The organism is Pseudomonas sp. Fl4BN1, from assembly GCF_009908285.1.
Classification (GTDB): Bacteria; Pseudomonadota; Gammaproteobacteria; order Pseudomonadales; family Pseudomonadaceae; genus Aquipseudomonas.
The window spans coordinates 198,217-215,660 of record NZ_JAAARM010000005.1; the positions used below are offsets into that span (position 1 = coordinate 198,217).

Sequence of the window (17,444 nt, forward strand, 5' to 3'; positions counted from 1 at the left end):
GGGTCAAGAATGGCGTCAGCCCTCGGCGGTCGACAACAGATTGCGCACGGCCTGGATTTCCGGCAGGTCGCTGCGGCGCATGTACACCCGCAACGGTTCGCTGATATTGATCCGGTCGTCGATATTCTGATCCAGCAGCAACTGGATCTGCTCGCGCTTGAGGCTCATGGCCTGATCGGAAACCGGCGCCCAGACAAATTCGTTGGCCGGCACTATGGCGTCGTCGGCCACATCCATGCCGAAGGAGTCTTCGCTGAAACGCACGATGTAGCGCCCGCTCTTGCGATTGAAGCCGACAAAGCCCTTGAGCTGATCGGCAGCCTGGCAGATGAGTTCGGAGGTGATGCTCATGGTAAACCTCACTGTGAGTCCCGCAGGACTGGTGATCGATGGTCTACACGCGAGGCAAGGAAAAAACTCTTTTCAGGCTTCCCTCTGATGGGGAAACTGCAGCGCCCAAGAGTACTGCAAAGCACCGGAAAAAACCCTCAAACCTGTAAATGAGAGGGATTTATATCGCTGCGCAGATAGCACAAGCGTCATTGAGTTGCTAAAAGATATCTCCTTGTACTTGCCTCCACGAAAGGATTTCGAGCATGCCAGCAACCTTCACCCCTTGTGCCCTGATACTGGGCCTGATGCTCGGTTGCGGCCTGGCCCAAGCCTCTGAACAGCCTGATCCAGATGCTCTCGCGGCCCGCCAGGGGATCCCGCAGCCGGCCGTGATCGCCCACCGTGGAGCCTCCTTCGACGCCCCCGAATCCACTGCAGCCTCCTACCGTCTGGCCCGCGATCTGGGCGCCGACTACCTGGAGATGGACCTGCAGCGCAGCAAAGACGGCGTGCTCTTCGCCCTGCACGACAACAACCTGCAACGCACCACCGATGTGGCGCAGAAATTCCCCGAGCGCAAGGACAGCCCGGCCAACGCCTTCACCATGGCCGAGCTGAAAACCCTCGACGCCGGCAGTTGGTTCAACCACGCCCACCCGGATCGTGCCCGGCCAGGTTTTGCCGGCCTGAAGATCCTCACCCTGGATGAAATCATCGACATCGCCCAGGGTAATCCGCAGCACAAGCCCGGGCTCTACATCGAAACCAAGGAGCCCCAGCTGTTCCCCGGCATCGAGCACGAACTCAAGGAAAAACTCCAGGACCGCGGCTGGCTGAGCCCGGCCGGTTCCAAGTTGGCGAAAAGCGAACTGGCGGTGGGCCAGGGCAAAGGCAAGGTGGTGTTGCAGACCTTCGACAAACACAGCCTGGAGTTGCTGCACAAGGAAATGCCCAAGGTGCCAAAAGTCCTGCTGCTGTGGGTCGGCGCCGGCAGCATCGAACCGGCCTCCGGCCAGACCTTCGCCAACAGCGGCGAAACCGACAAGGCCGTGTTCTACGCCAAGCAGCAACCCAAGGACCAGGCCGAGTTCAAGCGCTGGGTCGACTACGCCAAGGCCCAGGGCGCCATTGGCACTGGCCCCTCTGCAGCCCTGGCAGCAGGAGGCGACCAGAGCTACTCGGACCTGGTGCAACCCTGGATGAATCGATACACCCACGACCAGGGCCTGCTGGTGCACGTCTACACCATCGACGAGCCCGTGGACTTCCAGAAAGTCATGGACGCCGGGGTCGATGGCGTCTTCACCAACCGCAGCGCCGAACTGCTCAAGTACTTCAAGCGCCCGGCCACAGCCAGCGTTGCCCAACTGCTGGAGGCCAGCGGTTACTGAATGTCCCTCTCACCCTGGAGCGGCGAGCTCTGGTTGGGCCATGACTTTGGCCTGATCCACGGAACCATGGGGTGCACTGCACCCCATGCCCACTACGCCCATCAACTGATCATCGCGCCCGAGCAGCCGGTCACGCTGGAGCTAGATGGCACCCGGCAAACCGGCCATTACCTGTTTATCGAAGCCTTGCACCGCCACGCGATCATCCAGGCCCCCGATCGGGTCTTCACGGTCTATGCCGAGCCACTGCTGCTGACTGCCGAAAGCTTGCAGATGGCTGTCCGCGACGCGGCCCCCTCATTGCCCGGCCTGGAAGCGGCGTTGCGCCGCTGCCCACGCCAGCCCATTGCCGACCACCGTGTCGCCAGGGCGCTGATGGCGCTGGACACCGCACCGGGCGACAAGGTTGCGGCCACGCAACTGGCCGTTCAGGCGAATGTGTCCCTGAGCCAGCTGGAAAGGCTGTTCGCCCGTGATGTCGGCCTACCGGTACGGCGCCTGGTGCTATGGAGGCGCTTGCGCCTGGCCATGGCCCTGTTGCTGGGGGGCCAAGCCATTACCCAGGCGGCTCACGGTGCCGGGTTCGCCGACACCGCGCATTTCTGCCGTACCTTGAAGGCACTGTTCGGCGTCACGGCCAGCCAGGCGTTGAAAACCCTCAGGCCCCGCCTGCTGGATTGACCCGGCGACGCAGCGCTTCGGGCACCTTGGGTTCTGGCGTGTAGCGCGGGGTCTTGAACGGCTCCAGTAACTGCGGCCAGTAATCGACGGGATAATCCGCACGGCTGCCGATGCCCAGGTCACCCTGGCGCATCGAGTAGTCGTCCCGATAGAACGCGGTGCCCAACAACCAGTCCCAGAGATTGAAGAACAGGCCGAAATTCACATCCCCGGCGCGTCCGTACTTCATATGGTGGAAACGATGCAGCGGCGCCCAGGCGAACACCCACCGCAGAGGCCCCAGGCGCATATCGACATTGGAATGCTGCAACAGCAATTGAATGGCGATGGCCAGGGCCAGCAATTGTGCCACCGGCAGTGGAATGCCCAGCACCAGCAGCGGCAGCAATCCCGCCGAAGCCTCCAGTAGCTGGTGCAGGGGATGCTTGAGCAAACCGTTGAAGCCGTACATGCGCAGCACACTGTGATGCACCGCATGCAAGCGCCAGAGCCAGGCCCAGCGATGGCTGGCGTAATGAGCCAGAGTAATACCGCAATCGGCGATCACTATCGCCAGCAGCAACTGCCCCCAGAGCGGCCAATCCTGGGGCCACAACCCCTCATGACCAAGCAGCGCCACCAGCCCCGGCAGCGCCAGCAGGCCCACGACGTTCAGGCTCTCATTGACCAGGGCATGCAGAATGTCCCGCAGCCGATCGCCCTGGGCGCGGTTCCAGACAGGCTCGTAAGGCAAGCCCCACTCAGCCAGGAATGACACTCCAAGCGCCACTATGAACAACAGCAACAACCCGCCAGGGAAGGTCTTGCCCCCACTCATCAACCACAGACCCGTGCCGATGAACCCGCCAAAGAACAAGGGGGCGTACAACCACGCAAGCATTCGTTTCATCCACGTTGTCTCCTGTAGAGGGAGACGCCAGCTTGCGGCTGGCCCCGGCTTCCTGGCTTGAACAAACGGCGCAAAGCGTGACCTGAATTAAGGGTGAATTAAGTTGCAGCGACTAACCTGTGCCCATCGAAACCCATCACCTCAAGGAAGCAACCCATGACCAAGTTCTCCGCTCTGTTTGCCGCTGCCGCCCTAACCCTGACTGCCGGCCTGGCCCAGGCCGATGTGCGTCCGGACCTGATCCCGGGCCTGATCAAGTCCGGCGCCATCATGGATCTGGAAAAGCTCAACCAGACCGCCCTGGCCCAGCACCCCGGCACCACTGCTGCCAGCATTACCGACACCGAGCTGGAGCAGACCGCCACCGGCGCCTACGTCTATCAAGTGGAACTGCGTGACAGCAAAGGCATCGAGTGGGACGTGGACCTGGACGCCAAGACCGGCAAGGTCCTGAGCAACAAGCAAGACAAGTAAGCCACCCCCGGCACAACGGCCGCGTCCCTGTTACAGGGGACGCGGCGGTTTTTTTTAGCCCGCTGGAAAATCGCCGCCAGCAACAAATTTCTCGCCAGGCCCCAGGTATCTGCCCCCTGTCGCGCCCGGCTCGCTAGAATCATCCAGGCCGTCGACGCAGCAGGGCGTCGAGATTCCATGCAGAGACAGAAATGGGCCTTATAGCAGTCGACATCGCCACCATCGGCCGGATCAGTGCAGTCCCGGCGATGCTCCAGGTCATCCGGGAAATGACCGGTTTGCGCTTCGCCGCCGTGGCCCGGGTCACCGAGCACTCCTGGCACGTCTGTGCCGTACTCGATCAGTTGGACTTCGGCCTCAAGGTCGGCGGCGAACTGGATGTGGTGACCACCCTGTGCCACGAAATCCGTGCGGCCCATGTTTCGGTGGTGATCGACAAGGCCAGTGAAGACCCGCTTTACCACAACCATCACACCCCGCGCCTGTACGGCTTCGAAAGCTATATTTCGGTTCCGGTGTTTCGCACCGATGGACGTTTTTTCGGCACCATCTGTGCCCTCGACCCGAGTCCTCTGCCCCTCAAGGCCAGCGCTATCCAGAGCACCATGGAGTCCTTCGCGCGCTTGCTGTCGCTGCAGATCGAAGCCGAGGAAAGCCAGCAACAGACCGAAGCGGCCTTGCAACAGGAGCGGCATACCGCCGAGTTGCGCGAGCAGTTCATCGCCGTGCTCGGCCACGACCTGCGCAACCCGCTGTTCGCCATCAACGTCGGGGCCGAACGCCTGTTGCGCAAACACCAGAGCCCCGACACCGATCCCCTGGTGCAGCATATCCTGGCCTGCAGCAACCGTGCCGCGCAGTTGGTGGAGGATGTCCTGGACTTCGCCAGAGGCCGCCTGGGGCCGGGCATTACCCTGGACCTGGCGCCCTGCCCCGACCTGGAACAGGTGCTGCGCCATGTGATCGCCGAAGTGCAGAACGTGCACCCACAGCGCACCATCCAGTGCCGGATCGACGATCTGCAGGGTATTCACTGCGATCGCCAACGTATCGCCCAGTTGCTCTCCAACCTGGTGGCCAACGCCATCTGCCATGGTACGGCGCAAGGCGTGGTGGAGGTCGAGGCAGAGCAGCAGTCTGAACAGTTGGTACTGCGAGTGAAAAACCAGGGACTGATCCCCGAGCAAGTCCTGCCCCGGTTGTTTCAGCCCTACTCACGCCCGGTCAGCGACACACCCCAGGCCGGACTTGGCCTGGGGTTGTACATTGCCCAGCAGATCGCCCAAGCCCACGGGGGACAATTGGAAGTGGTCTCCAACCCGCAGCAAGGCACCGTGTTCAGTTTCAGCCTGCCACTGACTCTGAAGGCTTAAGCCCTGGTACTGACCAAGGATCCCGAAGTGCTGCCACTGGAGTCCTGCAGTGCCTGGAGCAAGGCCGCTGTAGCGGTCTGCAAAGACGCACTGGTGCTGGCCACCTGAGACTGCGCGGCCGCCACTGCAGCGGCCTTGGCATCAGCGCTTTGCTGCTTGCTTTGGGCCGCCTGCAACTGCTGTTGCTGCTCCTGCAGTTGCTTTTGCAGCTCGGCGACCTGCTTGCGCAACGCCTTCACCGAATCGCTGCTCGAATCCTCGCTGCTGGCACTGCCGCCCGCAGCCGCGCCCCCTGCCGCCGGTGCCTTGCCGCTAGCGCTGGCGGTGGTCGTGCTGCCAGTGGTGGTAGCGGAGGTCTCGCTGGTAGCGCTGCCGGCGATACTGGTCTTGGTCGGGCTGACCTGGGTCTGGTTGATCGAGATCGAAGTGATGCTGACCATGGCATGTGTCCTGATACGGGAAGATACCCGATCATCGACAAACGCCCCAGCCATTTGAGAGTGATCGTGTATCGGCCTGGTAAGCAGGCCGATACAGGAAGACCGACCTCAGGCGCTCAAACGCGCCGTCACCTCGTTCAGTTGTGCCGACAGGCCATGCAGATTGCGGCTTGCCGCTTCAGTGCGCTGAACGTTGTCGAGATTGGTACTGGCAATGGAGGTGATCTCGGTGAGGTTGCGGGAAATATCCTCGGCCACCGAGGTCTGTTCCTCGGCAGCGGTCGCGATCTGCCGATTCATGTCGCGAATCGCTTCCACCGCCTCGGTGATGCGTTCCAGCATGGCCCCGGCCTGGGTCACCTGCTGCACACTCTGCTCGCTGCGGGACTGGCCACTCTCGATGGCCTGGGCCGCGTCCACCGCCCCGGTCTGCACGGTCTGGATGATCTGGTTGATCTCGGTAATCGAGGCGGCGGTGCGCTGGGCCAGGCTGCGTACCTCATCGGCGACCACCGCAAAACCACGCCCGGCTTCTCCGGCCCGGGCGGCTTCGATGGCGGCGTTGAGGGCCAGCAGGTTGGTCTGTTCGGCGATCCCCTGAATCACTTCCAGCACCTTGCCGATACGCCCACTGTCGGCTTCCAGACGACGGATCACCGAGGCGGTGTTGGCGATCTCGCCACGCATCTGGGTGATGGTGTGGATGGTGCTCTGCATCACCTGCTCACCCTGCTGCGCCGACTGGTCGGCATCGTCCGCTGCGCGTGCGGCATCGGCAGCATGGCGCGCCACTTCCTGGGCGGTGGCGGACATCTCGTTCATCGCCGTGGCCACCTGATCGGTGCGGCTGAACTGCTCGTTGGTGCCCTGGGACATCAAGGTGGCGATGGAGTTGAGCTCGCCACTGGAGCTGTCTAGGTCCGAAGCGCTGCGCTGCAGGCTGCTGAAGGTCTGGGCGAGGAAATCGCGCAAGGTATTGGCGGCCATCGCCAGCTTGCCCAACTCATCCTGGCGCTCGCTGGCCACCCGCTGGGAGAACTGCCCACGGCTGAGCTGCGCAACATAATCGATCAACTCGCGGATCGGCTGCACCAGGCTGCGGTTGACCAGCCACAGGCTGAGCAGACCGATCAGCAGGCCAGAAGCGAGCATCACCAGGATGCCCAGCCACACCGTACGGTCGGCCGCTGCGCTGATCTCTTGCGATTGCTGTTCGCCGTGCTTGCGCAACTCGGTCACCAGCTCGCTCATCTGCTCGCTGGCAGCCCGGTCCACGCCCTTGACTGCGGCGTCGCCGGCACTCGGATCAGCCCCGCCCGCAACATAGGCATCACGCCCCTTCTGATAGGCCGCAGCCAACAGCCGGTGCTCCTCCGCCAGACGCTGTACCCGGCTCTTGAGGACTGCATCGAGCCCCGGGGTCTGCGCCAGCTGACCAAGGATGTTCTGCACATCCCGCTGACGATCTTCGAACAGCTGCCAGTACTTGTTCATCTCCTGGGGCTGCTTGCCCCGCAGCAGCACGTTCTTCCACTCCTGCACCTGACTCTTGAATTGCAGGTTGGCCTCATCAATCAACTGCGAACTGTGCAGCGGGCCCTCGATCAACTGGCGGTAGCTCTGCACGCCACCGGACAGCAAGTGAAAGCTCGCCAGGGCGATCAACAGCATCGCCAACAGGCTACCGCTCAGCAGGGCAAGAATTTGCGCTCTCAGGGATTTTTGCAAAAACATCGAGGAAATCTCATAGCAGGGATAGAGCAGGCCCGATGGGGCTTGCGTAGGTTCTGACATCCCTGTCAGGCACATTCGAGGCGGATCGACTGCGTATTGCATGTGAGCGTGATCGGCACCCGCGAAATAATCTTGAGCGCCGCCGACCATCGGTATGTCACGGCCCATGGTGCACTTCAAAACGTCACAAAACTGTCAAAGAGCCTTGCCATGATGGGGTCCAAGTGAACCGGTGAAATTCGCGCCAGGCACTGTCCCTCCTGCGAGACCCCATGAATCACAGCATCGACCAGAGTCACCGCGATTCCGATCTGTTTGGCCTGCTCTACGGTTTCAGCTTTCGTAGCGGTGAACGCGGCCGTGAACTGGATTCCGCCAAGGCCCTGCAAGCCCTGCAACAACCGCAAGACAGCAATGAATTCCTCTGGCTGCACCTGAACCTGGCCCACGCTGCCTGCGAACGCTGGATGAAGGCCCACCTGCAACTGCCGGACGAGTTCTTCGAAGCCCTGCACGAAGGCTCGCGCTCGACCCGTATCGAACATGTCGACTCGGCTCTGCTGGCAGTGGTCAACGACGTGGTGTTCAACTTCAGCAGCATGGTCTCCTCGGACATCTCCACCCTGTGGGTCTGCGTGCGCAGCAACCTGATCATCAGCGCCCGCCTGCAACCGCTGCACTCGGTGGACAAGCTGCGCTCATCGGTCAAGGCCGGGGAACGCTTTCGCTCACCCCTGGAACTGCTGGCGCACCTGCTGCGGGACCAGGGCGAAGTGCTGACCCAGATCGTGCGCAAGACCAGCCTCAGCGTCGACCAGATCGAAGACCAACTGCTGGCGGCAAGGGTCTCCAGCAACCGGGCGGAACTGGGGGCCATGCGCCGGGTGCTGGTACGCCTGCAACGGCTGTTGGCCCTGGAGCCGGGCTCGCTGCTGCGCCTGCTGAACCGCCCGCCGCAATGGCTGCAGAAGGAAGACGTCAAGGAGCTGCGCAAGTCCACCGAAGAGTTCGCTCTGATCATCAACGACCTCACGGTCCTCGGAGAGCGGATCAAACTGCTGCAGGAAGAGATCGCCGCCAACCTCAACGAACAGACCAACCGTACCCTGTTCACCCTGACCGTGGTCACGGTACTGGCCTTGCCGATCAACATCATCGCCGGTTTCTTCGGCATGAACGTCGGCGGTATTCCCCTCTCCGGCGACCCGGAGGGTTTCTGGATCCTGGTGGCGCTGGTGGCCACCTTCACCGTGATTGCCGGACGCTGGGCCTTCCGCAAGCGTCAGGACTACTGAAACTCCCCCCTGTAGGAGCCGGCTTGCCGACGAAGGCGAGCACAAGGCCGGCGGCTGGTTCAAGGGCCTCTTCGCTGGCAAGCCAGCTCCTACGCGATGATTGCGATGGCCGCCATGATGGCGGCGGGCTCGAACGGATCAACGGAACGGCTCAATCGCGTAAACACTGACCTGAGGCAGTCTCCCTGTAACATTTGGCAACGATCATGGGTGACACTCCTTCCAGCAACAGGATTGTCCAGCAATGGCCACCCCGTCCCTGACTGCCGCATCCCCCAGCCTTGACGTCAAACCGCATCTGGATAAAAAGAACGGACCGTTTGCCCTGGTGATGTTCTTCGCCGTACTCGCCATGGGCTTGCTGTTTACCGCCTACAGCCTGGTGCACGACATGCACGAACTGGGCGCCACGGTCACCACCTGGACCCCGTTCCTGCTGTTGGGCGTGGCCTTGCTGATCGCCCTGGGCTTCGAGTTCGTCAACGGCTTCCATGACACCGCCAACGCCGTGGCGACGGTGATCTACACCCACTCGCTACCGCCGCAGTTCGCCGTGGTCTGGTCCGGCCTGTTCAATTTTCTCGGGGTGTTGTTGTCCAGTGGCGCGGTGGCCTTTGGCATCATCGCCCTGCTGCCGGTGGAGCTGATCCTGCAGGTTGGCTCTTCCTCCGGCTTCGCGATGATCTTCGCCCTGCTGATCGCCGCGATTCTGTGGAACCTCGGCACCTGGTGGCTGGGGCTGCCGGCGTCCTCGTCCCACACCCTGATCGGCTCGATCATCGGCGTTGGCGTGGCCAATGCGCTGATGCATGGCCGCGACGGCACCAGCGGCGTGGATTGGAGCCAGGCCACCAAGGTCGGCTACGCCCTGCTGTTCTCGCCGCTGATCGGCTTCCTGTTCGCTGCCCTACTGCTGTTGGCCCTGCGCCTGTTCGTCAAGAACCGTGCACTGTACAAGGCACCCAAGGGCAATACCCCGCCCCCCTGGTGGATTCGCGGCCTGCTGATCCTGACCTGCACCGGGGTGTCCTTCGCCCACGGCTCCAACGATGGCCAGAAAGGCATGGGTCTGATCATGCTGATCCTGGTGGGCACCCTGCCCATGGCCTACGCCCTGAACCGCACCATGCCCGCCGACCAGGCACTGCAGTTCGCCGCCGTGGCCGAAGTCACCCAGCAGGCCCTGGTGAAAAGCGCCCCGCAAGCGGCCCCGGCCGAGCCCCGTGCGGTGCTCTCCGAATACATGCGCACTAAAGAGGCGACGCCTGAGCTGATCCCGGCCCTGGCCGCCCTGGCCGGAGCCATCGGCAGTGAAGTGAAGGGTTACGGCTCGCTGGCCAAGGTCCCGGCCGAAGCCATGGGCAACGTGCGCAACGACATGTACCTGACCAGCGAAGCCATCCGCCTGATGGACAAGAACCAGGTCGGCCACTTTGACCAGGACACCCAGGACAAGCTGCAGCTGTTCAAGCAACAGATCGACAACGCCACCCGCTTCATCCCGCTGTGGGTGAAGATCGCCGTGGCCATCGCCCTTGGCCTCGGCACCATGGTGGGCTGGAAACGCATCGTGGTGACCGTTGGCGAGAAAATCGGCAAGACCCACCTGACCTACGCCCAAGGCGCCTCGGCAGAAACCGTGGCCATGCTGACCATCGGCGCGGCCGACATGTTCGGCCTGCCGGTGTCCACCACCCACGTACTGTCCTCGGGGGTGGCCGGGACCATGGTGGCCAACGGCGGCGGGTTGCAGATGCGCACCATCCGCAACCTGGCCATGGCCTGGGTGCTGACGCTGCCGGCAGCGATCCTGTTGTCCGGCAGCCTGTACTGGCTATTCACCCAACTGTTCTAAGGGCTCCGCAACCGCTGCCGCCTGCGCCCCACCGTAGCAAGGACGCCCGCGGTTCGGCAGCAGAGCAGCAACCAGGGCCCTCCGGGCCTTATCGCAACCGGAGCCAGTGGCTACACCGACTCCGCTAGCCTTGCGCGAATGCGGCTCGACAGGCCAGCCTGCAGGGCAAAGGCCAGGATCCCGGTCAGCGGCGCCGAGAAGCTCGCCAGGCCGCCTCCCGCCCACATCAGCATCAATCCCAGGGCCGTGCCACCGAACCAGGCCGTGAGCCCCACTGGATTGAACGCCGAGACACTGTCGATGGCCGCGACCTGGGTGCGCCCCAGCAGGATCTGCGCCAAGGCCACACCGACCCAGGCGACCACGAAGATCCCCTGATACGCCAGGGCCTTGAGCAGATAGGCGAACACATCCGCCAGCATCAAGCCGTAGACAATGATCCCCACCGCCACCGCCCACATCAGGTAGGAGCCGCGCACGCCGAAGCGGCCGAAAAACGCCTGCATGTTCAGGGTCGCCAGGTAGTAGTTGGCTGTATTGATCCGGGTCTGGGTGGCCCAGACGAACAACAGCCCCCACAAGCCCATCAACTGCAGGATGGCCATCACCACCGAGACTTCATTCAGTGCACCTTCATGGGGAATACTGCTCACCAGGTAGATCCCCGCAGCGCCATTGAGCAAGAAGGTCACCGCGTAGAACGGCATGCCGAAGTTCCAGCGGCCATGGTAGGCGGCGTCCTCAGGCTTGCCGAAACGCGCGTAGTCGAAGGTAAAGAGCATCAGGATCCATACCCCCATGTAGGCCACGAAGCAGTCCCACCAGCCTGAACCACTGGGACTCGCCGGACCGAAATCCAGCCATTGCGGCTGATAGCCGTAACGAGCGACGGACAAGCCCACGGCGAACAGCAGCCCCCCCAGGTACACCGGCAGCAGCACACCGTTGAGCTTGTCCAGCCAGTGCTGCACGCTGCCAAGGATCAGCGGCACGCTGTAGGCCACCACCAACAGCGCGGCCAGTGGATACAGCAGTTGCGGGTACAGGTGATGGAGCGCCACGGCAATCACCGAGCCTTCGAACACCGCGTAGTAGATCGCCGTGGAGAAGAAGATCAAGGTCGCCAGGCAAGCCCCGCTGCTGCCGAACAACAGCCGCGAAAACAGCGCCACCGAGAGCCCGCTACGCATCGCGAAGCGGCTCAGCACACTGTTCACCAGGCCGTAGCTGATGACCGATAACAGCATGCCGATCAGCGCGTTGCGGGCACCGTAGGACAGGGCCAGGGAGGCACCGACCACGATGTAGAACATCGCGCTGCACACCGCCCACCAGGCCATGGTCAGGGACAGCCGGCCCATGCGTGCCTCACTCGGCACGGCAACGCTGGCCGGGGCCTGCCCGGTTTGCTTCGATTGCGATAAAGCTGCCATATGCGTGAACTCCAGAACCAATCAAGGGTTGAAGCGCGGGCAGCCGTCACCGCACCGAAGTGCGGCGTTGGCGTACCGTTTGGCAGAGCCCGCGCGATGCGGCGGGCAGAGTCAGGAAGGAAACAGTTTGCTCAGACAGCTGAGCTTTTTCTTATAGGAGCGCCGGGCTTCGAGCGCTTCTTCCAGGGTCACCGCAATGAAGCGGGCCTTCTGGTTGGGTTGCATCTGGCCAATCAGGTCGAGGTCGGCGCTGATCACCGTGCCAATCATCGCGTAACCGCCACCGGACACCGCATCGCGGTGCAGGACAATCGGCTCGAGCCCGGCGGGCACCTGGATCGAACCGATCGGGTAGCAGCTGTCGACGATGTTCGACGGATCGGAACCGGCGCCGAACGGTTGCTCCCGGGGCTGGAAGCTCAAGGCGCTCCCCCCCTTGAAGCGGTAGCCGATGCGGTCCGCCTCCGAACCCACGGTCCAGGGTTCGGCGAAGAAGCTGGCCTTGGCCACGTCGCTCAGGCGCTCGTAGTAAAGACCCGGTACCACTCGCAGGGTGATTTCACCGCCCAGGGCTTGGCGCAGGGCCATGGGCAGGCTGGCACCGGGACGACTCTTGCCGTGGTCGACACCCACCGGCAACTCATCCCCGACCGCCAGCCGCCGCCCCTGGAAACCACCCAGGGCACCCAGCGCGTAGGTGGAACGGCTGCCCAGTACCAGCGGCACATCAATGCCGCCAGCCACCGCCAGATAGGCCCGGGCCCCGGCCTTGGGAAAATCGAAGCGCAGCACTTGCCCGGCCTTGACCGCGAAGGCGGTGTCCAGGTGCATGTCCACGCCATCGAGCTTGGGCGTCATGTGCGCGCCGCAAACCGCTACCAGGGCATCTTCGCTGAACTCAAGCTCGGGACCGAGCAAGGTGCATTCCAGCCCCGCAGCACCCGCCGGGTTGCCCACCAACTGGTTGGCCGCACTCAGGGCGTACTGATCCAGGGCGCCAGACGGCGGAATACCCAGGTGATAGAAACCTTCACGACCCAGGTCCTGCACCGATGTGGCCAGGCCCGGTTTGATGACCTTGATCATGCCAGCACCTCCTGCAGCGACTTGGGATAACCGACCGGGTCGGCAAGAAAGGCATCCAGGGAAAATTCCACCTCACGGATGCGCAGGTCGAAGCGCCCGGCCTCCACTTCGGCCACTGCCTGGTCGTAAGCCTCACGGTCGATCGGTTTGAACTGCACGATGTCCCCCGGACGGAAGAACACCATGTGCGCCTTGAGATAAGCCAGTTGCTGCTGCGGGTCGTAGATCGGTGCCGGGGTCACCCCGAACATCTGATAGCCACCGGCACCGCGCACCGAGTAGATGCAACCGAAACAGCCGCCGTGGCCCAGGGTCAGTTTCGGCGTGTCGGTGCGGGGTCGCAGGTACTTGGGCACCTGCAACTGACGCTCCCGCTCGACCATCTGGAACATGAACGGCAGGCCGGCGACAAAGCCCACCATGGAGACGAACCAGGGGGCACCGCTGTGGGCCGCGATAAACGCCTCGACGTCCGCCAGGCCGTTGATCCGTGCCGCGTACTCAAGGTCAGTGGCGCTGGGGTCCTGGTGCCGGTCGCGAAAACGCATCAGGGTTTCATGGGTCCACGGGTCGTTGTAGAGCACCGGAATTTCGATGATCCGAGTGTGCAGGCTGCGTTCGGCCACTGCCCCCGCCTCGGCCTGCTGGACCGCCTCCAACAAAGTGTGTGGAGCAATGCGATCCGGGTCGAAACGGATCTGGAACGAGGCATTGGCCAGGCACACATCCAGCACCCCATCCAACGCCAGGCGCTCCACCGCGCGGGTCACCGCCATGCCCTTGAAGAACGCCTCCAGGGACATGCTGTCGCTGACTTCGGCGAACAAGTGCTCATCGGCACCGAAGCTGTAACGGATTGGCTGACTCATGCAACACCTCCGGCGCGGCGCTCGGCCAGCCAGGTTTCCAGGGTCCCGGTATGGAAGTCGGCACGCTGCAGCCAGGGTTCGGCCAACAGCTCGCGGTGCAACGACAAGGTACTGGCCATGCCGGTCAAAGTGGTCTGATCCACGGCAATCCGCGCCCGGGCCAACGCCTCGCCACGGTCACGCCCGTGGACAATCAACTTGGCCAGCAGCGAGTCGTAGTAAGGCGGCACACAATACCCCGGGTACAGATGACTATCGACCCGCACTCCGACCCCTTGTGGCCAGATCAACTGTTCGACCTTGCCTGGACTGGGGAAGAAATCCCGCGCTGGGTCTTCAGCGTTCAAGCGCATCTGCAGGGCCGCGCCGTTGAGCTGGATATCACTCTGGCGCAGGCCCAGGGGTTCGCCCCCGGCGATGCGCAGCATGGCCTGGACCAGATCGATGCCAGTGATCAGCTCGCTGATGGGGTGCTCCACCTGGATCCGCGTGTTCATCTCGATAAAGAAGAACTCGCCGGTGCTGTCGTCATACAGGTATTCCAGGGTACCCGCGCCCTGGTAACCCATGGCCTCGGTCAGGCGTACCGCGCTGCTGCAGAGTTGTTCACGCTGGGCATCGCTGAGCACTGGCGACGGCGCTTCCTCGAAGATTTTCTGCCGGCGCCGCTGCAGCGAACACTCGCGCTCGAACAAATGCACCGCGTGTTTGCCGTCCCCCAGCACCTGGACTTCAATGTGCCGGGCCCGGCCGATAAAACGCTCCAGGTACACCGCGCCATTGCCGAAGGCGGTCTGGGCCTCACGCTGGGCCCGGGGAAACTCCTCCCGCAATTGCGCTGCATCCTGGGCCAGTCGGATACCCCGGCCGCCACCGCCCGCGCTGGCCTTGATCAGCAGCGGATAGCCCACCGCCTCAGCGGCCTTGAGCGCCGCTTCCAGCTCGAAGAGTTCACCGGCAGAACCGGGCACCACTGGCACCCCGGCAGCCTGCGCAGTGCGCCGGGCTTGTGCCTTGTCGCCCATGCGGCGAATGGTCTCGGCGCTGGGGCCGACGAAGATCGCCCCGGCCTTGACCACCGCATCGGCGAACCCGGCGTTCTCCGCAAGAAAGCCATAGCCCGGATGCACCGCATTGGCGCCACTGTGGTGCAGCGCGCCGAGCAGCGCCTCGACATTCAGGTAGCTTTTATCGGCCCGGGCCGGACCGATGATCTGCACTTCATCGGCCATCCGCGCCGCCATGGAATCGGCATCCGCCTCGCTGCAGGCAGCGACGCTGGGAATCCCCAGGGCCTTGGCCGCGCGGATGATGCGCACGGCGATCTCGCCACGGTTGGCGACCAGCAATTTCTTGATCGACTGAGTCATGTTCCGGCCCTCACTGTTCGAGCGTCGCGACGACCTGACCCGGTTCCACCGGATCACCGTCTTCCACCAGAAAAGCACTGACCTGACCCGCGCTCCCGGCCGTCAGTTCGGAAAACTGCTTCATGACTTCGATCAGGCCGATCACGGTATCGGCGCTGACGCTGGCGCCAACCTCGACAAAGGGCGCCGACTCAGGGGTAGCCTTGCGATAGAACGTGCCCGGCAATGGGGTGATAACACTGTGTTCGGCCATGTCTGTTCCTCTTGGAATAGTTGTAGAAAGGCAGGCAAAAATTCAAAACCAGGGTGCAACCCGCGTCTGTGCGCGATGTGTCGGAATGGCGTAGTTCAACGCGGTGGGCGGACCTCGATGCCGGCCTGATCCAGCGCTGTGCGGGTGGCTTCCACCAGATCCAGGGCACCTGGGGTGTCGCTGTGCAGGCAGATGGAGTCGAATTCGATGAACAAATCCTCGCCTTCAACCGTGCGCACCAGGCCGGTCTGGCAGGCCCGCAGCACCTTGGCCGCGACCACGGCCGGATCCAGGGCACGCACCTGGCGGGTGAAGACGATGGAGCCACTGAGGTCGTAGTCGCGGTCGGCGTAGAACTCGCGGATTACCGGGTGCCCCAACTCCTGGGCAACGTGCCAGATCACCGAGTTGGGCATGCAATACAGGAGCAGTTCCGGCTCCAGCTTGCGCAGGTTTTCCACCAGTAATCGCGCAGCTTCCTCGTCCCGGGCCAGATGCATATAGAGCGCGCCGTGGGGCTTGATGTGCTGCAACTTGAGGCCCTGGACCCGAGCCAGCTCACGCAGGGCGCCGAGTTGGTAGAGCATGTCGTCCACCAGCTCCTGGGCCGGGGCATTGATGTGCCGACGACCGAATCCCACCAGGTCGCGGAATCCCGGATGGGCGCCGATGGCCACGCCCAGGCGCTTGGCCTGCTCGATGGTGCGGCGCATGGTGCCGGGGTCGCCGGCGTGAAAGCCGGTGGCGATATTGGCCGAACTGATGAAGCCCATCAGTTCGTTATCAACGCCATCGCCGATGGTCCAGGGGCCGAAGCTTTCGCCCATGTCCGAATTGAAATCCACTGCCTGCATCACTGTTGCTCCAACTTACGTGACTTCGTGCAATGGAAATTAGAACGGCCTTAACCCCTTGAGAAGATCTATTATCAGATAGAGCTTCTTCTGAAAAACAGATAATACTATCGGTAAGCGCTGGCGTAGGCTGCGCCTACTAAAAGGTCCGTTTCGCCTTTCAATCGCAGTGTGCAACCTGAGGATTTTTCGATGTCGCTGACGTTGCGCCAGGTGCGCTACTTCGTTGCTACCGCCGAGATCGGCCAGATCTCCCAAGCGGCGATCCACTTGAATATCTCCCAGTCGGCAGTGACCACGGCGATCAAGGAGCTGGAAGCGATGCTGGCCGTGCAGCTGTTCGTACGCTCGGCCCAGGGCATGAGCCTGACCGATGCCGGGCGGCATTTTCTCAACCGCGCCTACGTGATCCTGCGCAGCGTCGACGATGCGCTGAACAGCCCACTGCCGGACTATCGGGCCAGCGGTGTGCTGCACCTGGCAGCCAGCTACACCGTGATCGGCTACTTCCTGCCGCACCACCTGCAGCGTCTGGAACACTGGCACCCGGATGTCACCATCGAACTCCACGAACAGGAACGCCAGGCCATCGAGCAAGGGTTGCTGGCCGGACGTTTCGACATGGCCGTGGTGCTCACGGCCAACCTGACGCACCCGGATATCGTCTCGGAAACCCTGTTCAACTCCGAGCGCCGGCTGTGGCTACCGGCCCATCATCACTTGTGCGAACGAGCCAGTGTCAGCCTAGCGGACGTGGCCGAGGAGCCGTTCATCCTGCTGACCGTCGATGAGGCCGAACAGAGCGCCATGCGTTATTGGGAACAGGCGGGGCAACAGCCCAGGGTGCGGGTGCGTACCAGTTCGGTGGAGGCAGTGCGCAGCATGGTGGCCAACGGCAGCGGCGTGGCGATCCTCTCGGACCTGGTGCACCGGCCCTGGTCCCTGGAGGGCAAACGCATCGAGACCCTCAGCGTCAGCGACTCGGTCACACCGATGAGCGTCGGCCTGGCCTGGCACCGCGAACGGGCCTTTACCCCGGCGATGCAGGCCTTGCGCGACTACTTCCACGACGCGTTCCTTGCCCCTCAGCAGCTCTCCGCCCGTCGCTGAGGCA

General features: G+C 63.1%; 17 protein-coding genes. 7 read left to right on the plus strand and 10 right to left on the minus strand.

Translation table 11 applies throughout. The features are described from left to right. Positions 1-15 precede the first annotated feature (15 nt). The gene (locus GV818_RS08095) at positions 16-351 is read right to left on the minus strand and encodes a DUF2025 family protein (protein WP_161756039.1); all 336 of its coding nucleotides are present in this window, start codon (positions 349-351) and stop codon (positions 16-18) included. A 245-nt stretch (positions 352-596) separates the two neighbouring features. On the opposite strand from GV818_RS08095, the gene GV818_RS08100 reads away from it, so the two are divergent. Both GV818_RS08100 and GV818_RS08105 read left to right on the plus strand, forming a co-directional pair. After that, positions 597-1,724: a glycerophosphodiester phosphodiesterase gene (locus GV818_RS08100; protein WP_161776317.1), complete on the plus strand. Its 1,128-nt coding sequence runs from the start codon at positions 597-599 to the stop codon at positions 1,722-1,724. After that, positions 1,725-2,405 carry a helix-turn-helix domain-containing protein gene (locus GV818_RS08105; RefSeq protein WP_161776318.1) on the plus strand — a complete coding sequence of 227 codons (681 nt, stop codon included), beginning with the start codon at positions 1,725-1,727 and terminating at the stop codon, positions 2,403-2,405. Here GV818_RS08105 and GV818_RS08110 read toward each other — a convergent pair. Then, positions 2,383-3,294, minus strand: a complete 912-nt coding sequence (locus GV818_RS08110; RefSeq protein WP_161776319.1) for a sterol desaturase family protein — start codon at positions 3,292-3,294, stop codon at positions 2,383-2,385. The genes GV818_RS08105 and GV818_RS08110 overlap by 23 nt on opposite strands. Before the next feature lie 156 nt (positions 3,295-3,450). Here GV818_RS08110 and GV818_RS08115 point away from each other — a divergent pair, with 156 nt between their 5' ends. Both GV818_RS08115 and GV818_RS08120 read left to right on the plus strand, forming a co-directional pair. After that, on the plus strand, positions 3,451-3,768 hold the full coding sequence (locus GV818_RS08115) for a PepSY domain-containing protein (protein ID WP_161756043.1): 318 nt from the start codon (positions 3,451-3,453) through the stop codon (positions 3,766-3,768). A 191-nt stretch (positions 3,769-3,959) separates the two neighbouring features. After that, positions 3,960-5,141 carry a GAF domain-containing sensor histidine kinase gene (locus tag GV818_RS08120; protein WP_161776320.1) on the plus strand — a complete coding sequence of 394 codons (1,182 nt, stop codon included), beginning with the start codon at positions 3,960-3,962 and terminating at the stop codon, positions 5,139-5,141. On the opposite strand, the gene GV818_RS08125 is transcribed toward GV818_RS08120, so the two are convergent. After that, a complete protein-coding gene (locus GV818_RS08125) occupies positions 5,138-5,581 on the minus strand; it encodes a hypothetical protein (RefSeq protein WP_161776321.1) in 444 nt (147 codons plus the stop codon). The genes GV818_RS08120 and GV818_RS08125 overlap by 4 nt on opposite strands. Positions 5,582-5,689: 108 nt before the next feature. After that, a complete protein-coding gene (locus GV818_RS08130; RefSeq protein WP_161756046.1) occupies positions 5,690-7,315 on the minus strand; it encodes a methyl-accepting chemotaxis protein in 1,626 nt (541 codons plus the stop codon). A gap of 272 nt (positions 7,316-7,587) precedes the next feature. Between GV818_RS08130 and GV818_RS08135 the strand changes: the two genes are divergently transcribed. Both GV818_RS08135 and GV818_RS08140 read left to right on the plus strand, forming a co-directional pair. Continuing rightward, on the plus strand, positions 7,588-8,610 hold the full coding sequence (locus tag GV818_RS08135) for a transporter (protein WP_161756047.1): 1,023 nt from the start codon (positions 7,588-7,590) through the stop codon (positions 8,608-8,610). A gap of 244 nt (positions 8,611-8,854) precedes the next feature. Then, positions 8,855-10,465 carry an inorganic phosphate transporter gene (locus GV818_RS08140; RefSeq protein WP_161756048.1) on the plus strand — a complete coding sequence of 537 codons (1,611 nt, stop codon included), beginning with the start codon at positions 8,855-8,857 and terminating at the stop codon, positions 10,463-10,465. Between the two features lie 110 nt (positions 10,466-10,575). Here the strand turns inward: GV818_RS08140 and GV818_RS08145 are convergent, their stop codons facing one another. The 6 genes from GV818_RS08145 to GV818_RS08170 form a co-directional block, all read right to left on the minus strand. Beyond that, the gene (locus GV818_RS08145) at positions 10,576-11,898 is read right to left on the minus strand and encodes a purine-cytosine permease family protein (RefSeq protein WP_161776322.1); all 1,323 of its coding nucleotides are present in this window, start codon (positions 11,896-11,898) and stop codon (positions 10,576-10,578) included. A gap of 111 nt (positions 11,899-12,009) precedes the next feature. Next, positions 12,010-12,984: a biotin-dependent carboxyltransferase family protein gene (locus tag GV818_RS08150; protein WP_161756050.1), complete on the minus strand. Its 975-nt coding sequence runs from the start codon at positions 12,982-12,984 to the stop codon at positions 12,010-12,012. Beyond that, entirely contained in the window at positions 12,981-13,853 is an 873-nt protein-coding gene (locus GV818_RS08155; protein WP_161756051.1) for a 5-oxoprolinase subunit B family protein, read from the minus strand. The genes GV818_RS08150 and GV818_RS08155 overlap by 4 nt, the downstream gene beginning before the upstream one ends. Continuing rightward, positions 13,850-15,223: an acetyl-CoA carboxylase biotin carboxylase subunit gene (locus tag GV818_RS08160; protein ID WP_161776323.1), complete on the minus strand. Its 1,374-nt coding sequence runs from the start codon at positions 15,221-15,223 to the stop codon at positions 13,850-13,852. The genes GV818_RS08155 and GV818_RS08160 overlap by 4 nt, the downstream gene beginning before the upstream one ends. A gap of 10 nt (positions 15,224-15,233) precedes the next feature. Continuing rightward, positions 15,234-15,476, minus strand: a complete 243-nt coding sequence (locus GV818_RS08165; protein WP_161756053.1) for an acetyl-CoA carboxylase — start codon at positions 15,474-15,476, stop codon at positions 15,234-15,236. A gap of 95 nt (positions 15,477-15,571) precedes the next feature. Further along, a complete protein-coding gene (locus GV818_RS08170; RefSeq protein WP_161756054.1) occupies positions 15,572-16,330 on the minus strand; it encodes a 5-oxoprolinase subunit PxpA in 759 nt (252 codons plus the stop codon). A 192-nt stretch (positions 16,331-16,522) separates the two neighbouring features. Between GV818_RS08170 and GV818_RS08175 the strand changes: the two genes are divergently transcribed. Then, positions 16,523-17,440, plus strand: a complete 918-nt coding sequence (locus GV818_RS08175; protein WP_161776324.1) for a LysR family transcriptional regulator — start codon at positions 16,523-16,525, stop codon at positions 17,438-17,440. The last annotated feature ends 4 nt before the right edge of the window (positions 17,441-17,444 follow it).

What these genes read in the sequence shown, in the direction of transcription:
- GV818_RS08125 (WP_161776321.1), bottom strand. Translation starts at nt 5,581, where the DNA reads ATGGTCAGCATCACTTCGATCTCGATCAACCAGACCCAGGTCAGCCCG.
- GV818_RS08135 (WP_161756047.1), top strand. Translation starts at nt 7,588, where the DNA reads ATGAATCACAGCATCGACCAGAGTCACCGCGATTCCGATCTGTTTGGC.
- GV818_RS08145 (WP_161776322.1), bottom strand. Translation starts at nt 11,898, where the DNA reads ATGGCAGCTTTATCGCAATCGAAGCAAACCGGGCAGGCCCCGGCCAGC.
- GV818_RS08165 (WP_161756053.1), bottom strand. Translation starts at nt 15,476, where the DNA reads ATGGCCGAACACAGTGTTATCACCCCATTGCCGGGCACGTTCTATCGC.
- GV818_RS08115 (WP_161756043.1), top strand. Translation starts at nt 3,451, where the DNA reads ATGACCAAGTTCTCCGCTCTGTTTGCCGCTGCCGCCCTAACCCTGACT.
- GV818_RS08110 (WP_161776319.1), bottom strand. Translation starts at nt 3,294, where the DNA reads ATGAAACGAATGCTTGCGTGGTTGTACGCCCCCTTGTTCTTTGGCGGG.
- GV818_RS08120 (WP_161776320.1), top strand. Translation starts at nt 3,960, where the DNA reads ATGGGCCTTATAGCAGTCGACATCGCCACCATCGGCCGGATCAGTGCA.
- GV818_RS08170 (WP_161756054.1), bottom strand. Translation starts at nt 16,330, where the DNA reads ATGCAGGCAGTGGATTTCAATTCGGACATGGGCGAAAGCTTCGGCCCC.
- GV818_RS08105 (WP_161776318.1), top strand. Translation starts at nt 1,725, where the DNA reads ATGTCCCTCTCACCCTGGAGCGGCGAGCTCTGGTTGGGCCATGACTTT.
- GV818_RS08150 (WP_161756050.1), bottom strand. Translation starts at nt 12,984, where the DNA reads ATGATCAAGGTCATCAAACCGGGCCTGGCCACATCGGTGCAGGACCTG.
- GV818_RS08100 (WP_161776317.1), top strand. Translation starts at nt 597, where the DNA reads ATGCCAGCAACCTTCACCCCTTGTGCCCTGATACTGGGCCTGATGCTC.
- GV818_RS08095 (WP_161756039.1), bottom strand. Translation starts at nt 351, where the DNA reads ATGAGCATCACCTCCGAACTCATCTGCCAGGCTGCCGATCAGCTCAAG.
- GV818_RS08140 (WP_161756048.1), top strand. Translation starts at nt 8,855, where the DNA reads ATGGCCACCCCGTCCCTGACTGCCGCATCCCCCAGCCTTGACGTCAAA.
- GV818_RS08130 (WP_161756046.1), bottom strand. Translation starts at nt 7,315, where the DNA reads ATGTTTTTGCAAAAATCCCTGAGAGCGCAAATTCTTGCCCTGCTGAGC.
- GV818_RS08155 (WP_161756051.1), bottom strand. Translation starts at nt 13,853, where the DNA reads ATGAGTCAGCCAATCCGTTACAGCTTCGGTGCCGATGAGCACTTGTTC.
- GV818_RS08160 (WP_161776323.1), bottom strand. Translation starts at nt 15,223, where the DNA reads ATGACTCAGTCGATCAAGAAATTGCTGGTCGCCAACCGTGGCGAGATC.
- GV818_RS08175 (WP_161776324.1), top strand. Translation starts at nt 16,523, where the DNA reads ATGTCGCTGACGTTGCGCCAGGTGCGCTACTTCGTTGCTACCGCCGAG.